Source organism: Aminobacter sp. J44, assembly GCF_007829415.1.
Taxonomy (GTDB): domain Bacteria; phylum Pseudomonadota; class Alphaproteobacteria; order Rhizobiales; family Rhizobiaceae; genus Aerobium.
The window spans coordinates 41343-61730 of the sequence record NZ_VLJG01000018.1; the positions used below are offsets into that span (position 1 = coordinate 41343).

Genomic DNA, 20388 nt, shown 5'->3' on the forward strand with positions numbered 1-20388 from the left:
CCTGCCGCTTGCAGCCGGGCGAGCCCGCCGGGCAGCCGATGCGGATGTGGAAGTGCGAGTCATGGCCCCAGATCGGCCGCACCTTGCGCAGCCAGGAGCGGTCGCCCGTCACCGTGTCGCACAGCTTCTTCTTGATGCCGGGATGCACCAGCACGCGCTCGACATTAGGGTAGCTCGCCGCGCGCTTGAGCAGCGCCGCATGCGCCGGCGTCCACTTGCGGTCGTCGACATAGAGCGAGTTCTTCTTGAGCAGCGAGACGAAATCCATCTTCTCGCGCTCCTCGTAAGAGAGGCGCCGGTTCGGCATCGGCAGGAACCAGACGTCCGCATCGAGGCCGAGCTGATGGGAAGCATGGCCGGAGGTCATCGGTCCGCCACGCGGCTGCGAAATGTCGCCCAGGAGCAGTCCGGGCCAGCCATCCTTGACCGCATCGCGCGAGAAGCGCTCCAGCAGTGCGATCATCTCCGGATGGCCCCAGCGCCGGTTGCGCGAAAGGCGCATCGCCTGCCAGGTCGGGCCATCGGCAGCAATCGCGATGCCGCCCTCGAAGCAGCCCTTGGAATAGGAGCCGTACACCGCTGGTTTGGTCGCGGCAGGCAGGCGCATCGCGCCGAACATATCCTTGGCGAGCGGATCGGCCTGTGCCGGAATGGCGAAGGAAAACGCGGCCAGGGCAAGGGCAGCTAGAGTTTTGACGTTTGGCAACCGCATGATCCGGCCCTCTTCAGAATGCGCCCCCAGTGCTTCGAGCATGCGTCGGTATGGTTAAGCGAATCATAACCTGGCTGGTTTGTCGACCGGAACCGGACCGTCAGGAAGCGTCGCCGCGCCAGTTCCCGTCCTGCCAGAGAGCATCGAGAGCTGCACGATAATTGGGAAATTTCAGGACAAGCCCCTGCGCCTTCAGGCGCGCGTTGGAGACCCGCTTGTTCTCGCCATAGAACGAGCGCGCCATCGACGTCATTTCCGCTTCGTCGAAAGGAATTTCCGGCGGCGCTTCGACGCCCATCAGCTTTGCGGCATAGGCAACCACGTCCTGCGGCGGGCATGCCTCATCGTCGCTGACGTTGAACACCCCGCCGATGTTTCCTTCGGCCAGATGCACCGTGGTCGCGGCGATGTCGGCGACATGAATGCGGTTGAACACCTGTCCCGGCTTCACGATGCGCCGCGCCGTGCCATTGGCGAGATTGGCGAAGGCGTTGCGTCCCGGTCCGTAGATGCCAGCAAGGCGCAGCACCGCGACCGGCACCGACGCTTCCTCGCCCAGCGCCTGCCATTGCCGCTCCGCGTTGAGCCGCTCGATCGACCGCTTCGAAACCGGTCGGCATTCGGTCTCCTCATCGACCCACGCGCCGCCGTGGTCGCCATAGACGCCAACCGTCGACAGGTAGCCGATCCAGCGCAGCTTCGGCATCTTCAAAAGAATCGTCTCACGCGCGACACGCAGCACCGGATCAGCTTCACCCGGCGCGATGCTGACGACGAGGTGTGTCGTCTCGCGCAGCGCTGCCGCAAGTTCATTCGAAAGCTGGCCACCATCAAGCAGATGCGGCTCGATTCCTTGCGCCCGCAGCTTTTCGGCCTTGTCTGCCGAACGCGTCGTTCCGGCGACAGACCATCCGCGCGCAAGCGCCTCGCGAGCAATCTCCAGCCCCGAATAGCCGACGCCGAAGATGAAGAGTTTTCCGCTCAATGCCGCGTCTCCTCGCCCTGCAGCGTTGCCGCGATCTCGGCCTGAACGTCCGGATCATCGTCCTTGCGCCCTGCAATCGCCTGCGGTCCAAGCAGCTGCGCCAGCGCCCACACCGCCGCGCCCCGCACCACCGGCGCGGGATCATCGAGCAGCGCGCGCACTTGCTCCACCAGCATCACATCGCCCGAATTTCCCGCCGCGATCAGCACGTTGCGGACAAAACGGTCGCGGCCGATGCGCTTGACCGGCGAGCCGGTAAACAGCGCGCGGAACGCCGGATCGTCGAGCTCGAGCAGGTCGGCGATCTTCGGCTCCTTCAGGTCTTCGCGCGCCACAAGCTTCTCCTCAGAGGCGAGCTTTGCGAACTTGTTCCACGGGCAGGCGGCAAGGCAGTCATCGCAGCCATAGATGCGGTTGCCCATCGCCTTGCGGAATTCGTGCGGGATCGGCCCTTTATGCTCGATGGTGAGGTACGAGATGCAGCGCCGCGCATCGATCTGGTACGACGCAGGAAAGGCATTGGTCGGACAGGCGTCGAGGCAGGCGCGGCACGAGCCGCAATGGTCACGCTCCGCTTTGTCCGCCGGCAGCTCGGCCTCCGTGAAGATCGCGCCGAGGAACAGCCAGGAGCCGAACTCGCGGCTCACCAGATTGGTATGCTTGCCCTGCCAGCCGCCAGCGGCTTTTCCATCACCGGCGCGGTGTCGACGAACACCTTCACGTCCGCTCCGCTGCGCGAGGCGAATTTCTGGGCGAGCTCCTTGAGCTTGCCCTTGATGACGTCGTGATAGTCGCGGTTGCGGGCGTAGACCGAGATCGCCGCGCGGTCCTTTCGCTCCAGCAGCGCCATTGGATCGGTGTCCGGTCCATAATTCATGCCGAGCATGATGACCGAGCGCACCTCCGGCCACAGCACCTTCGGATTGCCCCGCCGCAGCATCGTCTCCGGCATCCAGTCCATGGTGCCGTGGCGGCCGAGTTCCACGAACGCGGCAAGGCGTGACGGCGCAAGCGGAATGGAATCAGGCGATGCGACCGCTATCGCATCGAAACCTAGCTTTCTTGCTTCGGTATCGAGGAAAGTCCTAAGCCGGTCCGTGGAGACTGGTTTCAGGACTGCCTCCATCAGAAATCAAGGTCTGCGTAGTGCGAGACGGGGGTAAGCCCCCTCACCCGGTCCGCCAGCAACGGCCGGAAGGACGGGCGCGACTTCATGCGCGTGTACCAGTCGCGCGCGGCTGGATAGTCGCTCCAGGTGATCTCGCCGAGATAGTCGAGCACCGACAGCGTGGCCGAAGCGGCAAGGTCGGCATAGGTCAGGCGCGAGCCTGCGAGCCAGTTGCGCGTTCCGGCCAGCCAGTTGGTGTACTTCATGTGCTGGCGCACATTGGCGCGGGCGGCACGGATCGCGCCCGAATCAGGGGCGCCGCCGCCGAATTCCGAGCCCATCACCGGCTTCAGCACGCGCTCGCGCACCAGATGACGCACCACATCGGCCTCGGTCTTGACCAGGTACCAGTCGACCAGGCGGCGGATTTCCGCGCGCGCCAGCGGGTCCTCGACGAACAGGCGCCGCTCGCGCTTCAGCACGCCGCGGGTCTCGTCGATATATTCGGCAATGACGGTCGCGCCCACGATCGGCTGGTCGCCCTCCGCCAGCAGCACCGGCAAGGTTGCGGCAGGGTTGAGCGACAAGAATTCCTTGCGGCGCAGCCACGGCTTTTCCTCGATCAGCGCCAGCTCCTCGCCATATTCCCCGAACGCGAGGCGAACGAAGCGACAGGAGGCGAACAGCGGATGATGGAACAGAGTCAGCATGGCACTTTCGGGAAAGCTCTGGCGTTTTCGAGACCTTGAGGCTAAGTCTCGGTTCCGTTCTGAGAGTGGGTCGGTATAGGCGCTTGCGTCGCTGCTGACAAGCAAGTCCCCCCTTTACGTGAAAGCTGCAACATGACCGAACAGACGATCGTAGGTGCCGCACTGCTTGGCATCCTCGAGGGCCTGACCGAGTTCATTCCCGTTTCGTCCACCGGCCACGTCCTGCTTGCCGGTCACTTTATGGGCTTTCAGTCGACGGGCAAGGCATTCGAAGTGCTGATCCAGCTCGGCGCGATCCTGGCAATCCTCACCGTCTACTTCTCGCGGCTCTGGAACATGCTGGTCACGCTCCCGAAGTCGCTCGCGACGCAGAACCTCGTGCTCGGCATCCTGATAGCCTTCCTCCCGGCCGCCGTGATAGGCGCCTTCGCCCACTCCTTCATCAAGCAAGTGCTGTTCGAGACGCCGATGCTGATCTGCATCATGCTGATCCTCGGCGGCCTCATCCTCTTGTGGGTCGACCGCTGGGCGATCAATCCGAAGTACACGGACATCACCAGGTACCCGACCTCGGTCTATTTCGGCATCGGCCTGTTTCAGTGCCTCGCCATGATCCCCGGCACCTCGCGCTCGGGCTCTACCATCGTCGGCGCGCTGCTGCTCGGGGCCGACAAGCGCTCGGCCGCCGAGTTCTCGTTCTTCCTCGCCATGCCGACCATGGCCGGCGCGTTTGCCTACGACCTCTACAAGAATCGCGACATCCTCTCGGCCGCCGACCTGCCGATCATCGCCACCGGCTTCATTTGCGCCTTTGTCGTCGCCATCCTCGTCGTGCGCCAGCTGCTCGACTTCGTGTCGAAGCGCGGCTACGCGCCGTTCGCCTGGTGGCGGCTGATTGTCGGCGTTCTTGGCCTCATCGGCCTGCTGGTCTGGGGCTAGGCTCTAGAGATCCATCAGCCCGCGCCGCAGCATCTCCAGCGCAAGCAGCGAGATGATGACGCGAAAGCCGATCTGGAACACCCGGTCCGGAATGCGGTCGAGCATCTTCGTGCCGTAGATGGTGCCGAGGAAGCCGGTGCAGATCATCGCCGCCACCAGCGGCAGCCACTGCGCAAAGGCAAAGCCCGCCACGCCGAAGACAATGAGCTTCAGCGAATGCTGCACGGTCATGCCGGCGGCAAGCGTCGCCACCAGCTGCTTCCGGTCCTTGACGATCTGGCCGAAGAACGTGCCGAGCAACGGGCCGGTGGCACCGACGAACATCGACACCAGCGCTGTAAGGCCGCTGCCGACCGCGAGGCCTGCCCCGGAAATCCTGTCGAGGCCCGGAATCTTCGTCCAGGTAATCATCAGGATGAAGCCGCCGAGCACCACCTTGAGGATCGCATCCGGCAACTGCACCACGAAAAAGGCGCCGATGATGGCGCCGATGACCGAGCCGATCAGGAACGGGCTGAAGATGTCGAAGCGGACATTGATGCGCTGATGCCAGGCGCGGCCGGTGTTCGAGCCGAGCTGCACGGCCCCGTGCACGGGGATGAGCGCCGCGACGGGCACGAACATGCCCATCAGCATCAGCATGAGCGAGCCGCCACCCACGCCGGTGGCGGCGGTCAGCGCCGAGGTGAAGAAGGAAGCAACGACCAGCAGGCCGGCAACTGCCGGCGCCATACCGTCGGGCAGGACAGTCGCAATTGCTTCCAAGCTTGCCTCAGACGGCGGTAGGCTTGCTGAACTGACCCATCGGGCGGTACTGCCAGAGATAGCCGGGCAGGATCGCGTCCATCGCCTGCGGGCGAATGCCGAGCGCCGCAAAGGTGCGGTTCTCTTGCTCGGCCTCGGCCGACACGACGTTGTCGTGGCGCAGAAGCTCGACCTGGTCGGCGGTCAGCAACGGGTTCGGCAGCAGGCCAAGGATGCGGCCCTGCAGCTTGGCGAGGCTCCACGGCAGCGAGATCAGCGCCCGCTTGCGGTTCGTGACCTCGAGGAGCTTCTCCATGCACTCCTTGAACGTAACCGTCTCCGGTCCGCCGAGCTCATAGATCTTGCCGCCCTGCAGCTCGCCATCGACGGCGCGGGCGATCACCTCGGCAACGTCGCCGACATAGACCGGCTGGAACTTCGTCTCGCCGCCACCGATCAGCGGCAGCACCGGCGACATCTTCGCGATCTTGGCGAAGCGGTTGAAGAAGCCGTCCTCCGGCCCGAAGATGATCGACGGGCGGATGATCACGGCGTTCGGAACGGTCTCAAGCACGGCCTTCTCGCCACGCGCCTTGGTGCGGGCGTAGGCGACCTTCGAGTTCGCGTCGGCACCGATCGCCGACACATGCACCAGCGAAGCACCGGCTGCGCGGGCAGCCTCTGCGACCGCGCGGGCACCGAAGTCCTGCACGGCGTCAAAAGTCTGGCGGCCGCCTTCGAACAGGATGCCGACCAGATTGATGACGTGGTCGGCGCCCTGCACGGCGCGATCAACCGACCAGCGGACGCGGACGTTCGCCTGGACGGCCTGGATCTGGCCGACATTGCCGAGCGGCTGCAGGTGATGCGCGGTGTTGGGGTTACGGACAGCAACCCGGATGCGGTAGCCGCGGCGGGCAAGCGCTCGCACTACATGGCGTCCCAGGAAGCCGGAACCTCCGAAAACGGTAACGAGTGGGGGCACCTTAGCGACGGCGGTCATCGATGGCTCTCCGAAAGTCTGTTCTGCCGCTTCATAATCACTTCTGGATCAAAGGCAAAGGCCCAAAGGAACCCCAATCTAAGGTCATTTTCGCCAGGGTTTACCAATCCACAGCGCCCAATTTCACTTTTCCCCCGTCCCCGTGCCGTCTATGAAGGGCCGCCAACAGGGGAAGAGGGAAATCCTATGCAGTTTACGCTCCGGTTGTTGATGGCGTTAGCGGCACTCGTCATTGCGCCCGAGGTCAGTTTCGCAGCCGAAGGCCACGGCCTGCCAGGCGCCGAAATGTCGCTGATGTGGGCGCTGCCGTTTGCCGGCATCCTGTTGTGCATCGCCACCGGACCCCTGTTCTTCCCGCATGTGTGGGAGCATCACTACGGCAAGATTTCCACCGGCTGGGCAGCTGCCGTGATCGTGCCGATGATCCTGATCCACGGCTTCGGCATCTCGCTCTATTCGGTGCTGCACACGATGCTGCTCGAATACATGTCGTTCATCATCCTGCTGTTCGCGCTGTTCACGATCTCGGGCGGCATCCTGGTCGCGGGCAACATCCACGGCACGCCGCTGATGAACTCAGTGCTGCTCGTCGTCGGCGCGCTGCTCGCCTCGGTGGTCGGCACGACGGGAGCGTCGATGATCATGATTCGCCCGATCATCCGCGCCAATGACCAGCGCAAGGTCAACGCGCACGTCATCGTCTTCTTCATCTTCCTCGTCTCCAACATCGGCGGCTCGCTGACCCCGCTCGGCGATCCGCCGCTGTTCCTCGGCTTCCTGCGCGGCGTCGACTTCTTCTGGACGACCACGCACATGCTGCCGCCGGCCCTGTTCGTGAGTGGCGTCGTGCTTGCCATCTTCTTCGTGCTCGACACGATCCTGTTCCGCCGCGAGGAGGACTACATCCGCACCGCGCCCGACCCGACGCCTGACTCGCCGGTGCGTTTGCGCGGGCTCGTCAACCTGCCATTGCTGGCCGGTGTGATCGCCGCGATCCTGATGTCCGGCATGTGGTCGCCCGGCATCAGCTTCCATGTCTATGGCGTCGAGCTCGAGCTGCAGAACCTCCTGCGCGATGCGATCATCCTGGTTCTGGCGCTGATCTCGCTTGCCGTCTCGGCACAGGAATACCGCGAGGCGAACGGCTTCAACTGGGGCCCGATCCTCGAAGTGGCAAAGCTGTTCGCCGCCATCTTCGTCTGCATCATTCCGGTCATCGCCATCCTGCAGGCGGGCCTTGAAGGCGGCTTTGCGCCGCTGGTCTCGCTCGTCACCAACGCAGACGGCTCGCCCAACAACATCGCCTATTTCTGGATGACCGGCATCTTGTCGTCGTTCCTCGACAATGCGCCGACCTACCTCGTCTTCTTCGAGATGGCCGGCGGCAATCCGCAGGTGCTGATGACCACGATGGCACAGACGCTTCTCGCCATCTCGGCGGGCGCCGTCTTCATGGGCGCCAACACCTATATCGGCAACGCGCCGAACTTCATGGTCTACGCGATCGCCCGCGGCGCCGGCGTCAACATGCCGAGCTTCTTCGGCTACATGGGCTGGTCGATCTGCGTGCTGATCCCGACCTTCATTCTCGCCAGCTTCGTCTTCTTCTGACGCTGCGCGAGGGGGTTTTCGCCGGACGATTGGGGGGATAGGTTCCTCCCAATCAAACGAAAGGCTCTGCAATGTCAGCAATTCAACCTGTCCTTGATCGCATTGACGCCGACCTCGACGCCAGCCTTGAACGGCTGTTTTCGCTCCTGCGAATTCCCTCGATCTCGACTGATCAGGCCTATGCAAAGGACGTGCGACGCGCAGCCGAGTGGCTGGTGAACGACCTCAAGTCGATCGGCTTCGAGGCAAGCGTGCGCGAAACCGAAGACCACCCGATGGTCGTTGCCCATCACGACGGTCCGGCCGGTGCCCCGCACCTTCTCTTCTACGGCCACTACGACGTGCAGCCGGTCGATCCACTGAGCCTGTGGGAAGACGATCCGTTCGACCCGAAGCTCAAGGAGATCGAGCCGGGCCGCAAGATCATCACCGGCCGCGGCTCTTCGGACGACAAGGGCCAGCTGATGCTGTTCGTCGAGGCCTGCCGCGCCTGGAAGGCGGTGCATGGCAGCCTGCCCTGCAAGATCACCCTGCTGTTCGAAGGCGAGGAAGAGACCGGCTCGCCGTCGCTGAAGCCGTTCCTCGAAGCCCACAAGGACGAGCTCAAGGCCGACTTCGCCCTCGTCTGCGACACCAGCATGTGGGACCGCGAAACGCCGGCCATCAGCGTCGGCCTGCGCGGCCTCGTCGGTGAGGAAGTCACCATCCACGCCGCGAACCGCGACCTGCACTCAGGCCACTATGGCGGTGCCGCCGCCAATCCGATCCGCATTTTGTCGAAGATCCTTGCAGACATTCACGACGAGAACGGCCGCGTCACCATCCCGGGCTTCTATGACGGCGTCGAGGAAACCCCGTCGCAGGTGAAGGCGTCGTGGGATGCGCTGAACCTCACCCCCGAAAAATTCCTCGGCGAGATCGGCCTGTCGATCCCGTCGGGCGAAAAGGACCGTTCGCTGCTCGAACTGCTCTGGGCGCGCCCGACCGCCGAGTTCAACGGCATTTCCGGCGGCTACGAAGGCGAAGGCTTCAAGACTGTGATCGCCGCCAAGGCGAGCGCCAAGATCTCGTTCCGCCTCGTGCACAAGCAGGACCCGGAGAAGATCCGCGCTTCCTTCCGCGCCTTCGTCGAGGAGCGCCTGCCGGCCGACTGCAAGGCGACCTTCTCCAAGCACGGCGGCTCGCCGGCTATCCAGCTCTCCTACGACTCGCCGCTCGTCACCCGTGCGAAGACCGCGCTGTCGGAAGAGTGGAACAAGCAGGCGCTGACCATCGCCATGGGCGGCTCGATCCCGATCGTCGGCGACTTCCAGCGGCTGCTTGGCATGGAATCGCTGCTCGTCGGCTTCGCGCAGGACGACGACCGCATCCATTCGCCGAACGAGAAATACGAGCTGTCCTCCTTCCACAAGGGACAGAGAAGCTGGGCGCGCATCCTCGCAGCGCTCACCGCATGAAGGGGCTTTGAGTGACTATTCGCTTCCACAAGAACGACCTGCCGGATCTGTCGAACTACAATGTCGACGCGATCGCGATCGACACCGAGACGCTGGGTCTCAACCCGCATCGCGACCGGCTCTGCGTCGTGCAGATCTCGCCCGGTGACGGCACCGCCGACGTGATCCAGATCGACGCCGGCCAGAAGCGGGCGCCGAACCTGGTGTCGCTGCTGAAGAACCGGAAGATCACCAAGCTCTTCCACTACGGCCGCTTCGACATCGCGGTGCTCTACCAGACCTTCGGCGTCATGGCTGAGCCGGTGTTCTGCACCAAGATCGCCTCGCGTCTGGTGCGCACCTACACCGACCGGCACGGCCTCAAGGATCTCTGCAACGAGCTTCTCGGCGTCAGCCTCTCAAAGCAGCAGCAGTCATCTGATTGGGCTGCCGAGACCCTGTCGCCGGAGCAGCTGGAATATGCGGCATCCGACGTCCTTTACCTGCACCGCCTGCGCGAGAAGCTGATCTACCGGCTCGAGCGCGACGGCCGGATGAAGGAAGCCGAAGCCTGCTTCCGGTTCCTTCCGACTCGCGCCAAGCTCGATCTGATGGGCTGGGACGAGCAGGACATCTTCGCCCACTCGTAAGCGACCTTACACGGCTGGGCTGCCCGCAAGCTTCGTCCTTGCCGGGGCCCGGTCGATGTAGGCCCAGGCCGGCCGTTCGAACAGGAAGCGGCCCCAGCCGATCCGCTGGATCAGCAGGTAGAGCACCACCGGGCCAACCACACCCGCAATCGTCACCAGCAGCGAGATCGTGCCGACATCGGTGATGATGCCGGTCTTGGTCAGCACCACGCGCGCCGTCGCCATCGGCAGGAAGAAGGCGAGGTAGACGACGATCGAGTGCTCGCCGAGCCAGCTCAGCCATCCCGTCCAGCGCGACCCGGCAACCAGCGACGAGACGGTGACAATCGCCATCGCACCCGCCGCACCCAGCACCAGCGAAATCAGCGGCAGCGTCGCCAGTCCCGGCTCGCCTTCTGCGGGCCCCAGCGGCTGCACCGCGAAGGCCAGCCACTCCGGCACAGGCATCGAAACGAACCAGGCATTGATGAGCGCCCAGACTGCAAGCCCCGCAAGGCTTGCCCCGCGATGCTCCGCCACCCAGTCGGCCAGTACGAAGATGCGGCTGGCAAGCGCGTAGCCTGCGAAGAAGTAGACGTAGCGGGCGCAGAATTCGTCGAACAGCATCCACCCGGTGTGGATCGGCAGCATCTCCAGGACCGCGGCCCACAGCAGCACGAACCAGACCGGCAGCCCCTTCACCAGCCGGGTGAAGATGAAGAAGATCGGCAGCATGTAGATGAACCACAACGTGCCGAACGGCTGGATGAACGAATAAAGGTACTGGACGATCGGTGCAGAAAGCCCCTCCTCCATCGCCATGCCCGGCGCCTTGAAGGCGAACTGGATCGTCAGCCACAGAATGTAGAAGTAGAGGAAGTGCACGACCTTGCGGTCAATGTAGCGCAACCACGGCCGGTCGATCACAAGGCCGAGGAACAGGCCGGAGATCAGGAAGAAGTCCGGCATGCGGAACGGCCGCGCGAAGGCGACCACGTCGTGCATCCAGCCGGTCTCATCGAGCGCGAGCCCGACGCCCAGCGTCGAATGCATCATGACGACGAAGATGATGCAGATGCCCTTGGCGGTATCGACCCAGCCAACCCGTGATGTCGCCATAGCGATCCCCACCCTGTTCTGGCGTTGCTTGCCATGACTGTAGGGAAGAAGCGAAACGGAACAGTTAAGCGGCGAGGTTTATGAAGTTTTACGCCCGCACGACCTTGAGCGCCTTGTCGAACACGGTCAGGACGCGTTCGAGCTCGTGGCCGCGCTTGAGAATGAGCCCGCTTGCGGCCACCACCGAATAGGCGCCCTGCTTACGCGCCAGCGCCGGCGTCTTCACGATCCGATACAGGGGAACTTCGCTGGTGCGCCGGTAGATGGAAAATACGGCGCGGTCACGCAGGTGGTCGATGGCGTAGTCGCGCCATTCGCCTGCTCCGACCATTTCGCTGTAGATCCTCAGGATCCGATCCAGTTCTCGCCGGTGAAAGGTTACCGGTAGATCGTCCTTCTCACGCCGTACCTCGTTGAGAGGTATCACTATTGCGGAATCGTCCCTATCCTCCGCTCCCGCACCGTGATTGCTCATGCGTCAGCCTTTCAAAGACAGTTACAGCCGAACCGTCGCCCTTAAGAACCAGAATTGCAAGCCACAAAAACCCGGGTTGTTCCGTTGAAGTTTGAAAAGTTCAGATCACAAACCGGTATCATTTGTTTTCATAGGTGATGGCTTGCCTCATTTCTGCCATACTTTACACAAGTTGCCGCCCCAATCTAAAACGAACATGCAATTGTTGCCTGAGACGGTTCGATCCGGCCTGGCTCTGTAACCCCAAGCCCCCCGCCCACGGGGCCAACGTCGGATCGAACCAACTCCGGAAATTGCTCCGCCAGTCCGGGCAACATTGATCCCACAGCAGACACCCCTACCGGCGCTGAGCTTTTCGGTGCCGGTTTTGTATGTCTGGAGGTCTGAAAGCTTACCAGCTTTCCTGGCGCTGGACGATCGCGGCGCCGATCACCGGCCCCGGCAATCCGCCTTCCTTCATCGACTGCAGGAGTACTGCACAGCCGCCCGCCGCCTTGCGGGAAATCTCGCTCATCGGCAATTCGAGGCGCGTCGCCTTGCCGTGCCACTTGCCGGCCGAGTGGAAGCCGTTCACGGAATTCAGATAGGTGAAGCTGCGGCCGGTGTTCTTGCCGCGCTCGATCTTCACCTGCGTCGCGCGGTCGAAATAGACCAGCACGACATGGGCATCGCCCTTCCAGTTCTCGGCCTCGCCGGTCTCGATCACCAGCGAGTCGCCGCTGTAGGAGACGCTGACGTCGACGATCATGCCCTCGTTTGTACCGGCCATGCGGTTGATGGCGCCGTCGACCTTGTCGCGCTTGGCGCCATTGACTTCCTGCCGGCCGTTGACGATCGCCTGGGGGGTGTAGACGCTGCGGGTGCCGAAGGCGCGATTATACTGCTGCTGGCGCTGCGTGTTGTCGGCATTGGCCAGCGTATCGCGCCAGCCGAGATAGTCCCAGTAGTCGACGTGATAGGACAGGGCGACGACATCGCCTTCGAGTGCCAGCTGCGACAGATATTCGTCGGCCGGCGGGCACGAATTGCAACCCTGGCTGGTGAACAGTTCCACGACCCCTTTGGGTCGCTTCACGGGCTCTGCGGCAGAGGCGGATGACAAGGCAAAACCAAGCGTCGCCGCAACCAGGGTGAGGACTTTCATAGACAACGATTTATCCGAGCAGGGTGAAGACGCAAAACGCCGTTCTTTCTTTAGCCAGACTAGGCACAGGCCGCATCACCGGAAAGTCACGTTGCGGTGAAAATCTTGGTCCACAGCCCCTTTCCCGCGCGCATTTGCGCCAGAAAGTCGGCCATGGCCGCTTACGTCACGTTCGCGTGTGAGCCTGCCGCCGGTGCAACCCGACTCAGGCGAGGTTGTAGAAATCCTGGATGATCTTCCAGGCTTCCTCGGCGGTGTCGACGAAGTCGATGATGTTCTCGTCGCCCGGCGACACGGTGCCCTGCTCGACCAGGTAGTCGATGTTGACCGCCTTGCTCCAGAACTCCTTGCCGAACAGCAGCACCGGCACGCGTTCCATGCGCCCGGTCTGGATCAGCGTCAGCGTCTCGAACATCTCGTCCATGGTGCCGAAGCCGCCGGGGAAGATCGCCACCGCCTTCGCGCGCATGACGAAGTGCATCTTGCGGATCGCGAAATAGTGGAAGTTGAAGCAAAGCTCCGGCGTCACATACTCGTTCGGCGCCTGCTCGTGCGGCAGCACGATGTTGAGGCCGATGGTCGGCGCGCCGACGTCGTTGGCGCCGCGGTTGCCGGCTTCCATCACGCCAGGGCCGCCGCCGGTGACGACGACGAACTCGCGGTAGTAGGTCTTCGCTGACTCTTCCGAGCAAAGCCGCGCGAAGCGGCGCGCCTCGTCATAGTACTTGGCGTTGGCGAGCAGGTTCTTCTTCTGCGTCTCGTTCTTGGCGGCCCAGGCGTCGCCGCCGGGCTCCGGAATACGCGCGCCGCCGAACAGCACCACCGTCGAGCGGATACCACGCTCCGAGAGCAGCATGTCGGGCTTGAGCAGCTCGAGCTGGAGACGAACCGGGCGCAGCTCGCGCCGCGTCATGAAGTCCTCGTCGTCCCAGGCGAGGCGATAGGCCGGCGCGCGCGTCTGCGGCGTATCGGGGACAGCCTTTGCGCGGCCCAGGTCCTCGTCCGAGTGGGGCAGTGGCGTCCAGCCGGTTTTATCTTCCGGATTCATGTGCTTATCGTCCCGTTGATGTTTGCCGCCGCGCGGACGGTGCGTGATTGACCCCTTAGCATGCTTCGCCTATTTTCCGCGCCGGCCTGAGGGATCCCTTCTGAATCATCTTCCTGGCCGTCAGCCTTAACAGCGCCCAATGGAGCAATACAATGACCAAGCCGGATCTCGTATCCTTGGAGAGGACCATCGTGCAGGCCTTCGACGAGCGGGATGCGGTGAACGCCTCAACCCGCGGTGAAGTTCGCGATGCCGTCGAGGCCGCGCTCGAGCTTCTCGACAAGGGCCAGGTCCGCGTCGCCGAACGCAACGATGATGGCGCATGGGTGGTCAACGAGTGGTTGAAGAAGGCGGTCCTTCTTTCCTTCCGCCTCAACCCGATGGAAGTCATCAAGGGCGGCCCCGGCGACGCCGTGTGGTGGGACAAGGTCGCGTCGAAGTTCGACGGCTGGTCCGCCAACGAGTTCGAGCGCGCCGGCTTCCGCGCCGTTCCGGGCTCCATCGTGCGCCGTTCGGCCTTCATCGCGCCGGGCGCGATCCTGATGCCGTCCTTCGTCAATCTCGGCGCTTATGTCGGCGAAGGCACCATGGTTGACACCTGGGCAACCGTCGGCTCCTGCGCGCAGATCGGCAAGAACGTGCACCTGTCGGGCGGCGTCGGCATCGGCGGCGTGCTTGAGCCGCTGCAGGCCGGTCCGGTCGTTATCGAGGACAACTGCTTCATCGGCGCGCGCTCGGAAGTCGTCGAGGGCTGCATCATCCGCGAGGGCGCTGTGCTCGGCATGGGCGTCTTCATCGGCAAGTCGACCAAGATCGTCGACCGCGAGACGGGCGAGATCTTCTACGGCGAAGTTCCGCCGTACTCCGTCGTCGTGGCCGGCACCATGCCGGGCAAGCCGATGGGCAATGGCGAGCCTGGCCCGAACCTCTACTGCGCCGTGATCGTCAAGCGCGTCGACGAGAAGACCCGCTCGAAGACCTCGATCAACGACCTCCTCCGGGATTGATCGGCGGCCTTCCAGCCACCATCTGACCACGAGACAGACAGCGGAGCCGAATTTTGGCGAGCAACCAGATTTTCTGGCTCTTTTTCAGCTTTTCCGGCCGGGTTAGCCGCGCGGCCTATTTCCTGGCCGGAATGCTGATGATGATCATCGTGGTTTTTCTGGTCTATCGCGTTACCCTCGCCCAGCAGGCGGGGGTGAGCAGCGCCGGCTGGGATACCGCCCTCGTCGTCGCCCTGTTCGCGTCTCTCTGGACGCAGGCGGCGCTCGGGGCCAAGCGCCTGCACGACCTTGGCAAGCCCGGCCTCTATGCGGTTCTCCTCTTCGTGCCGCTCTTCAATTTTCTTGTTTTCGTGGCGCTCTGCCTGATGCCGGGAACGCCCGGCGCAAACCAGTTCGGCCGCTACACCAACGCGCCGAAATAGCCTCTGGCCCAGCAACTGGACCGGCCGGTCCATGATGACATGCCGCCGCGATTGGACTATCCCTCGCGGATCATGAATCTGCCAGTCGACCCCATCGAGAACCTCGCAACGCTCATTCGCTGCCCGTCGGTCACTCCGGCGGAAGGCGGCGCGCTGACCGCGCTTTCGGCCATGCTGCAGCCGCTCGGCTTCAGCACCGAGCGCGTCACCTTTACCGATTCCGGTACGCCGGACATCGAGAACCTCTACGCGCGCCTGTCCGGCAACGGCCCGCACCTGATGTTCGCCGGTCACACCGACGTCGTGCCGGTCGGCGACGGGGCCGCATGGACGCATCCGCCCTTTTCCGCCGAGATATCCAACGGTTTCATGTACGGGCGCGGCGCGGTCGACATGAAGGGCGGCATCGCCTGCTTCGTGGCCGCCGTCGCCCGCCACGTCGCCGAAAAGGGTTCGCTCAAGGGTTCCGTGTCGCTGCTGATCACCGGCGACGAGGAAGGCCCGGCCGTCAACGGCACCATCAAGCTGCTCGAATGGGCCGCCCAACGCGGCGAGAAGTGGGACGCCTCGATCGTTGGCGAGCCGACGAACCCCAATGTCCTCGGCGACATGATCAAGATCGGCCGCCGCGGCTCCGTCTCCGGCGACATTGTCGTTAACGGCCGCCAGGGCCACGTCGCCTATCCGCATCTCGCCGACAATCCGGTTCGAGGCCTCGTCACGCTGGTCGACTCGCTGCTCGATCCGCCGTTCGATGAAGGCTCGGCCGACTTCCAGCCTTCCAATCTCGAAGTCACCACCATCGACGTCGACAACGCCGCCACCAACGTCATTCCGGCCAAGGCGAAGGCCACCTTCAACATTCGCTTCAACGACAACTGGACGGCGGAGACGGTGCAGGCCGAGATCCACAACCGGCTCGATCGCGCCGCCGCGCGCAAGCGCCTGCGCAAGGGCAAGGAGGAGCCGATCGACTACGAGCTCACCTGGCGCGACCGTCCGAGCCACGTGTTCCTCACGCGCGACGAGAAGCTCGTCAACACGCTGAGCTCGTCGGTCGAGGCCGTCACCGGTCGCAAGCCGGCGCTGTCGACCTCCGGCGGCACCTCCGACGCCCGCTTCATCAAGGACTACTGCCCGGTCGTCGAATTCGGCCTCGTCGGCCAGACCATGCACATGGTCGACGAGCGCGTCGCCCTTGAGGATCTCGAGACACTGACGCAAATCTATCAGCGTTTCCTCGAAGACTGGTTCGGCTGACATGCTCCCCGCCGTCGACGTCCATCGCCATCTCACCGGTGTCTGGCAGATGATGACCGGACGCCGCGACGGGATCAGGCTACTCGACATCAGCATCGACGGCTTCTGGAACTCGTTCTACGCGATCATCGTCGCCCTGCCGGTGATGCTGTCAGGCTGGGCCTCGCTCGCCGCGGACCTTACCATGGGCGGCGGCAGCGCCTCCGAGCGCTTCGGGCTGGTGCTGCGCATGGCCGTGGTCGACTTCGGCGCCTGGGTGCTGCCCATCGTCGGCCTTGCCTTCGTCGCCGGCATGATCGGCATTCGCGACCGCTTCGTGCACTATGTGGTGGCGACGAACTGGGCTACGGCGCTGTTTGCGTGGTTCATGCTGCCGACCAACCTTCTGCGCCTTGTCTGGCCTGACGCAGGCGAAGTCGCGACGACCATCGCGCTGGTGATCTTCCTCGTCAGCATGGTGCTGTCTTGGCGCCTCACCAACGCGGCCCTCAACAAAGGGCCCGCGGTCGCAACCGGCGTCTTCACCGGCATGCTGATCGCGTCGCTATTGGTGCTGTTCCTGCTTCAGGATCTTCTGGGCGTGCCGTCGCTTCAGTAGTCGACGCCGACGAGATAGAGCCCGTCCGGCGGCGCGACCTGGCCGCAGCGCGAGCGATCGGCAGCCTTCAGCGCGGCCTCGAGATCATCAGCCGTCCACGCACCCTCGCCCACCCGCTTCAGCGAGCCCACCATCGAGCGCACCTGATTGTGCAGGAACGAGCGCGCCGAGGCATGGACCTCGATAAGGTCGCCATTGCGGATGACGTCGAGCCGGTCGAGCGTCTTTTCCGGGCTCGCCGCTTGGCACTGAACCGAGCGGAACGTGGTGAAATCGTGCTTGCCGAGGAGCCGCTGCGCCGCCTCGTGCATCGCATCGACGTCGAGCGGGCGCGGCACGTGCCACACATTGCCTCGCATCAATGCCGCCGGTGCGCGGCGGTTGAGGATCGCATAGAGATAGTGGCGAGCCTTGGCCGAGAAGCGAGCGTCGAAATCGTCGGAGACGATCGCCGCCTTGAGGATAGACACCCGCTCGCCCGCAAGCTTCAGGTGCGCGTTGAGCGCGCCCTGCACCTTGTCTGAAGTGTATTCGCGCGGAAGATCAAAGTGCGCCACCTGCGCCGTCGCATGCACCCCGGCATCGGTCCGCCCCGCGCCGCGGATCGTCACGCTCTCGCCGCTGAAGGCCAAGATCGCGCTCTCGATCGCGCCCTGCACCGAAGGCAGCTCCGCCTGGCGCTGCCAGCCGGCATAGCCCTGGCCGTCATATTCGATGTCGATGCGGTAACGAGGCATACGCTGGGTCCGGGTTCAGAGGAACCGGTCTCCCTTAACGAGTTTCGCGCCGCGAAGGAACTCGTCCGCGCCCATCGGCTTGCCACCGGCGCGCTGCACTTCGATCAGCCGCACTGCCCCTTGGCCGCAGGCAACGACCAGTCCGTCGTCGCCGACGATCTCTCCGGGCTCGCCCTTCCCTTCCGCGGGCGCGGAGCGCAGCAGCTTCACGCGCTCGGCACGGTCGCCAACCTTCATCTCGCACCACGCGCCGGGGAACGGCGACAGGCCACGAATGTGGCGGTCAACCTCCGCCGCCGGACGGGTCCAGTCGACCCGCGTCTCGTCCTTGCCGATCTTCTTGGCGTAGATCGCGCCGTCTTCCGCCTGCGGCGTCAGCGTCAGGGTGCCCGCCTCCAGCGCCGCCAGCGCCTCGACCATCAGCCTGCCGCCCACTTCCATCAGCCTGTCGTGCAGTTCGCCCGCCGTCATCTGCGGGCCGATGGCAACCTCTTCGGTCATCGCGACCGGGCCCGTATCGAGACCCTCATCCATCTTCATCACCATCATGCCGGTGCGCTCATCGCCCGCCATGATCGCGCGCTGGATCGGCGCCGCCCCGCGCCAGCGCGGCAGCAGCGACGCATGCCCGTTGAAGGCTCCGAAGCGGGTTCCTTCCAGAATCGCCTTTGGCAAGAGCAGCCCGTAGGCAACGACGACCGCGGCATCGGCATCCAGCGCGCGGAACGCTTCCTGCTCGTCTTCGCGCTTCAGCGAAGTGGGCGTACGCACTTCCAGCCCCCGGCTTTCCGCCAGCTGGTGCACCGGCGACTTGGTCAGTTCCAGCCCGCGACGCCCCGCCGGGCGCGGCGGCTGCGAGTAGACGGCCACCACCTCGTGCCCCGCGTCGAGGATCGCGCGCAGCGTCTCGGCGGAAAATTCCGGCGTTCCCATGAAGACAATTTTCAGAGGCATTGTGGTCCTGTAGCTGTTCGTCGCCCTGCTTCAACGCGCATTTTCCGGCAAGGTCAACCCTGCGACGAATTGGCTCAGAGGCCGCTAAACCCGTAAAGAATTGGCTCAAAATTACTTGGCGCTATTAGCTCCGCCTCAACAATTAACCTCCGCTTAATTACGTAACGTTAGCTTTGATCCTCGACGGCTGCACGAATGCTGCGCCTTCTGGTGAATTGGTACGGTCACCGAGATGACCGTCTGCTGGATTGCCTGGGCATAAAGTGCGCGAGGGGGTAGCGACTTTGGGTACGGGGAAACAGGCATCACAGCCGGCACAGGCAGCGCCGCGCGCCAACGACACCGCGGGCGGGCGCAAGGACCCCGCAGCTACGATCGTCTACACCATGCGACAGCTGGCCGTCGCCGGTCTGCCGCGCAACTACGAACTCTTCTACGAGGCCATCACCAGCGGCAACAAGGAGCTGTCCGACGCCCTCTCGGCACTCGGTTCGCGCCCGTCGCAGAAGGATCTCGACGAGATCGCGCGCAAATTCCTTCCGCGCAACGATTCCTGGCTGATCTCCGAGGCCCGCGACAGCATCATGGAAAAGCTGTCGGAGATCCTGGCCCTTCTCAAGAAGGACCGGGCGTCGATGGAGACCTACGGCAAGATCCTTGGCGAGGCCTCGACGGGCCTCAGCGCCCGCCCGCCGCTCAACCGCGAGTTTCTGGAGCGGATCATCAGCGTTACCGCGACCGCGACGAAATCCTCAATCGACAACCGCCGCCATCTCACCTCGACGATCAGCGACAAGTCGAACGAGCTGCAGGAAATGAAGACCACCCTCGAGGAGTACAAGCGCCTCGCGGAGACGGATTCGCTAACGCAGCTTTACAACCGCCGCGCCTTCGACAGGACGCTCACCGCAATTTACGACGATGCGCGCGGGCCGATGTTCGGCTCGCTGATCCTGATCGACATCGACCGCTTCAAGCAGATCAACGATCGCTTCGGCCACCCGGTGGGTGACCGCATCATCCAGCTGGTCGCCAACATCATCCGCTCGGCCACGATGGAAAGCGCCTTCGTCGCCCGCACCGGCGGCGAGGAGTTCGCGGTCATCCTGCACGGCTTCAACGAGGACAAGACGGCACAGGTCGCGGAAGAGATCCGCAATGCTGTCAGCACCGCCCCGTTCCTGAACTTTTCCAACGCTACCAACTACGGACCGATCACGGTCTCGGTCGGCCTCTGCATGGCCGCGCAGGCGCAGGGCCCCGACGACCTCTACTGCCGCGCCGACCGCGCGCTCTATGCCTCTAAGGCTGCCGGCCGCAACCGCGTTACCCGCGCCTCCCATCTCGAGGAAGGCGGCCTGATGAAGAACTGGCTGCTGTATCGCAGGGACTAGGCGAGAGGCCGGGCAGCACCGGAAGGGTTAGGGCAGCTACGCTTACAACCCGCTTGCACAGCGGGCATTTCAACATACTATGCCCGGCAATTCGATCATGGCTTCGGCCGGATTGAGCACGACCTGGTCAACTTGCATCAGCCCAGCTCGGATTTGCTCCCTATTTTACCTCGACGCCCTGACAGCCCCCTCCACCACCTTCGGTGGTTCCCCTCCCCCGCGATGCGGGGGAGGATCCGGGCGTGCCCGTTGATGTGCCGGAAAACGAGAAACGCTGAGCTCTGCTAACCGATGACTGGTTGAACCGTCTGCCGCACAAGTTGCGCCTACGAAGATGACGCGGCGCGCGTGAA

The 20388-nt window shown here is 63.9% G+C and carries 20 protein-coding genes and 1 pseudogene; 9 read left to right on the top strand and 12 right to left on the bottom strand.

Annotation, left to right across the window (positions count from 1 at the left end):
• The 4 genes and pseudogenes from mepA to L610_RS09050 form a co-directional block, all read right to left on the bottom strand.
• On the bottom strand, positions 1–712 hold a 712-nt coding region (gene mepA, locus L610_RS09035), incomplete at its 3' end, for a penicillin-insensitive murein endopeptidase (protein WP_144708822.1).
• Positions 713–812: 100 nt separating this feature from the next.
• Entirely contained in the window at positions 813–1697 is an 885-nt protein-coding gene (locus L610_RS09040) for an SDR family oxidoreductase (RefSeq protein ID WP_024846273.1), read from the bottom strand.
• Positions 1694–2823 (bottom strand): annotated as a pseudogene (queG, locus tag L610_RS09045) (tRNA epoxyqueuosine(34) reductase QueG). Before queG ends, L610_RS09040 begins: the two are co-directional and overlap by 4 nt.
• Positions 2823–3515: a glutathione S-transferase family protein gene (locus L610_RS09050; protein ID WP_024846275.1), complete on the bottom strand. Its 693-nt coding sequence runs from the start codon at positions 3513–3515 to the stop codon at positions 2823–2825. Before L610_RS09050 ends, queG begins: the two are co-directional and overlap by 1 nt.
• Positions 3516–3647: 132 nt before the next feature.
• On the opposite strand from L610_RS09050, the gene L610_RS09055 reads away from it, so the two are divergent.
• On the top strand, positions 3648–4454 hold the full coding sequence (locus L610_RS09055; protein WP_024846276.1) for an undecaprenyl-diphosphate phosphatase: 807 nt from the start codon (positions 3648–3650) through the stop codon (positions 4452–4454).
• Positions 4455–4457: 3 nt separating this feature from the next.
• Here L610_RS09055 and L610_RS09060 read toward each other — a convergent pair whose 3' ends face one another.
• Positions 4458–5219 carry a sulfite exporter TauE/SafE family protein gene (locus L610_RS09060; protein WP_024846277.1) on the bottom strand — a complete coding sequence of 254 codons (762 nt, stop codon included), beginning with the start codon at positions 5217–5219 and terminating at the stop codon, positions 4458–4460.
• 7 nt (positions 5220–5226) lie between these two features.
• Complete coding sequence (locus L610_RS09065) at positions 5227–6201, bottom strand: complex I NDUFA9 subunit family protein (protein ID WP_024846278.1); 975 nt, start codon at positions 6199–6201, stop codon at positions 5227–5229.
• Between the two features lie 186 nt (positions 6202–6387).
• Between L610_RS09065 and L610_RS09070 the strand changes: the two genes are divergently transcribed.
• From L610_RS09070 to L610_RS09080, 3 genes are all read left to right on the top strand, one after another.
• Positions 6388–7812: a sodium:proton antiporter gene (locus L610_RS09070; RefSeq protein ID WP_024846279.1), complete on the top strand. Its 1425-nt coding sequence runs from the start codon at positions 6388–6390 to the stop codon at positions 7810–7812.
• A gap of 71 nt (positions 7813–7883) precedes the next feature.
• Positions 7884–9269: a dipeptidase gene (locus L610_RS09075; protein WP_144704424.1), complete on the top strand. Its 1386-nt coding sequence runs from the start codon at positions 7884–7886 to the stop codon at positions 9267–9269.
• 11 nt (positions 9270–9280) lie between these two features.
• Positions 9281–9898: a ribonuclease D gene (locus L610_RS09080; protein ID WP_024846281.1), complete on the top strand. Its 618-nt coding sequence runs from the start codon at positions 9281–9283 to the stop codon at positions 9896–9898.
• Positions 9899–9904: 6 nt separating this feature from the next.
• Here the strand turns inward: L610_RS09080 and L610_RS09085 are convergent, their stop codons facing one another.
• The 4 genes from L610_RS09085 to L610_RS09100 all read right to left on the bottom strand — a co-directional run bounded on the left by L610_RS09085 (position 9905) and on the right by L610_RS09100 (position 13663).
• On the bottom strand, positions 9905–10996 hold the full coding sequence (locus tag L610_RS09085) for an acyltransferase family protein (protein WP_024846282.1): 1092 nt from the start codon (positions 10994–10996) through the stop codon (positions 9905–9907).
• Between the two features lie 88 nt (positions 10997–11084).
• Entirely contained in the window at positions 11085–11471 is a 387-nt protein-coding gene (locus L610_RS09090) for a DUF2794 domain-containing protein (RefSeq protein WP_024846283.1), read from the bottom strand.
• 391 nt (positions 11472–11862) lie between these two features.
• Complete coding sequence (locus L610_RS09095; protein ID WP_245263620.1) at positions 11863–12546, bottom strand: thioredoxin family protein; 684 nt, start codon at positions 12544–12546, stop codon at positions 11863–11865.
• A 274-nt stretch (positions 12547–12820) separates the two neighbouring features.
• Positions 12821–13663, bottom strand: coding sequence for an LOG family protein (locus L610_RS09100; RefSeq protein WP_144704427.1), 843 nt, complete (start codon positions 13661–13663; stop codon positions 12821–12823).
• 152 nt (positions 13664–13815) lie between these two features.
• Here L610_RS09100 and dapD point away from each other — a divergent pair, with 152 nt between their 5' ends.
• From dapD to L610_RS09120, 4 genes are all read left to right on the top strand, one after another.
• Positions 13816–14670: a 2,3,4,5-tetrahydropyridine-2,6-dicarboxylate N-succinyltransferase gene (gene dapD / locus L610_RS09105; RefSeq protein ID WP_144704430.1), complete on the top strand. Its 855-nt coding sequence runs from the start codon at positions 13816–13818 to the stop codon at positions 14668–14670.
• Between the two features lie 53 nt (positions 14671–14723).
• Entirely contained in the window at positions 14724–15092 is a 369-nt protein-coding gene (locus tag L610_RS09110) for a DUF805 domain-containing protein (protein ID WP_371712980.1), read from the top strand.
• A 72-nt stretch (positions 15093–15164) separates the two neighbouring features.
• Positions 15165–16352 (top strand): succinyl-diaminopimelate desuccinylase, encoded by a 1188-nt coding sequence (gene dapE, locus L610_RS09115; protein WP_144704461.1) that lies wholly within the window; start codon positions 15165–15167, stop codon positions 16350–16352.
• A gap of 1 nt (position 16353) precedes the next feature.
• Positions 16354–16950, top strand: a complete 597-nt coding sequence (locus tag L610_RS09120) for a transporter (protein ID WP_144704436.1) — start codon at positions 16354–16356, stop codon at positions 16948–16950.
• On the opposite strand, the gene truA is transcribed toward L610_RS09120, so the two are convergent.
• Together truA and fmt are read right to left on the bottom strand one after the other, a co-directional pair.
• Positions 16944–17687 carry a tRNA pseudouridine(38-40) synthase TruA gene (truA, locus tag L610_RS09125; RefSeq protein ID WP_144704439.1) on the bottom strand — a complete coding sequence of 248 codons (744 nt, stop codon included), beginning with the start codon at positions 17685–17687 and terminating at the stop codon, positions 16944–16946. The two genes, L610_RS09120 and truA, sit on opposite strands and share 7 nt — an antisense overlap.
• Positions 17688–17702: 15 nt before the next feature.
• Positions 17703–18641: a methionyl-tRNA formyltransferase gene (gene fmt, locus L610_RS09130; protein WP_144704442.1), complete on the bottom strand. Its 939-nt coding sequence runs from the start codon at positions 18639–18641 to the stop codon at positions 17703–17705.
• Positions 18642–18925: 284 nt separating this feature from the next.
• Here fmt and L610_RS09135 point away from each other — a divergent pair, with 284 nt between their 5' ends.
• Positions 18926–20035 carry a GGDEF domain-containing protein gene (locus L610_RS09135; RefSeq protein ID WP_246658971.1) on the top strand — a complete coding sequence of 370 codons (1110 nt, stop codon included), beginning with the start codon at positions 18926–18928 and terminating at the stop codon, positions 20033–20035.
• Positions 20036–20388 lie beyond the last annotated feature (353 nt).

Excerpts from the sequence above, each read along its gene's own strand:
- L610_RS09120 (WP_144704436.1), top strand. The coding sequence starts at position 16,354 with ATGCTCCCCGCCGTCGACGTCCATCGCCATCTCACCGGTGTCTGGCAG.
- L610_RS09085 (WP_024846282.1), bottom strand. The coding sequence starts at position 10,996 with ATGGCGACATCACGGGTTGGCTGGGTCGATACCGCCAAGGGCATCTGC.
- L610_RS09075 (WP_144704424.1), top strand. The coding sequence starts at position 7,884 with ATGTCAGCAATTCAACCTGTCCTTGATCGCATTGACGCCGACCTCGAC.
- L610_RS09050 (WP_024846275.1), bottom strand. The coding sequence starts at position 3,515 with ATGCTGACTCTGTTCCATCATCCGCTGTTCGCCTCCTGTCGCTTCGTT.
- L610_RS09100 (WP_144704427.1), bottom strand. The coding sequence starts at position 13,663 with ATGAATCCGGAAGATAAAACCGGCTGGACGCCACTGCCCCACTCGGAC.
- L610_RS09070 (WP_024846279.1), top strand. The coding sequence starts at position 6,388 with ATGCAGTTTACGCTCCGGTTGTTGATGGCGTTAGCGGCACTCGTCATT.
- truA (WP_144704439.1), bottom strand. The coding sequence starts at position 17,687 with ATGCCTCGTTACCGCATCGACATCGAATATGACGGCCAGGGCTATGCC.
- L610_RS09055 (WP_024846276.1), top strand. The coding sequence starts at position 3,648 with ATGACCGAACAGACGATCGTAGGTGCCGCACTGCTTGGCATCCTCGAG.
- dapE (WP_144704461.1), top strand. The coding sequence starts at position 15,165 with ATGAATCTGCCAGTCGACCCCATCGAGAACCTCGCAACGCTCATTCGC.
- L610_RS09065 (WP_024846278.1), bottom strand. The coding sequence starts at position 6,201 with ATGACCGCCGTCGCTAAGGTGCCCCCACTCGTTACCGTTTTCGGAGGT.
- fmt (WP_144704442.1), bottom strand. The coding sequence starts at position 18,641 with ATGCCTCTGAAAATTGTCTTCATGGGAACGCCGGAATTTTCCGCCGAG.
- L610_RS09090 (WP_024846283.1), bottom strand. The coding sequence starts at position 11,471 with ATGAGCAATCACGGTGCGGGAGCGGAGGATAGGGACGATTCCGCAATA.
- dapD (WP_144704430.1), top strand. The coding sequence starts at position 13,816 with ATGACCAAGCCGGATCTCGTATCCTTGGAGAGGACCATCGTGCAGGCC.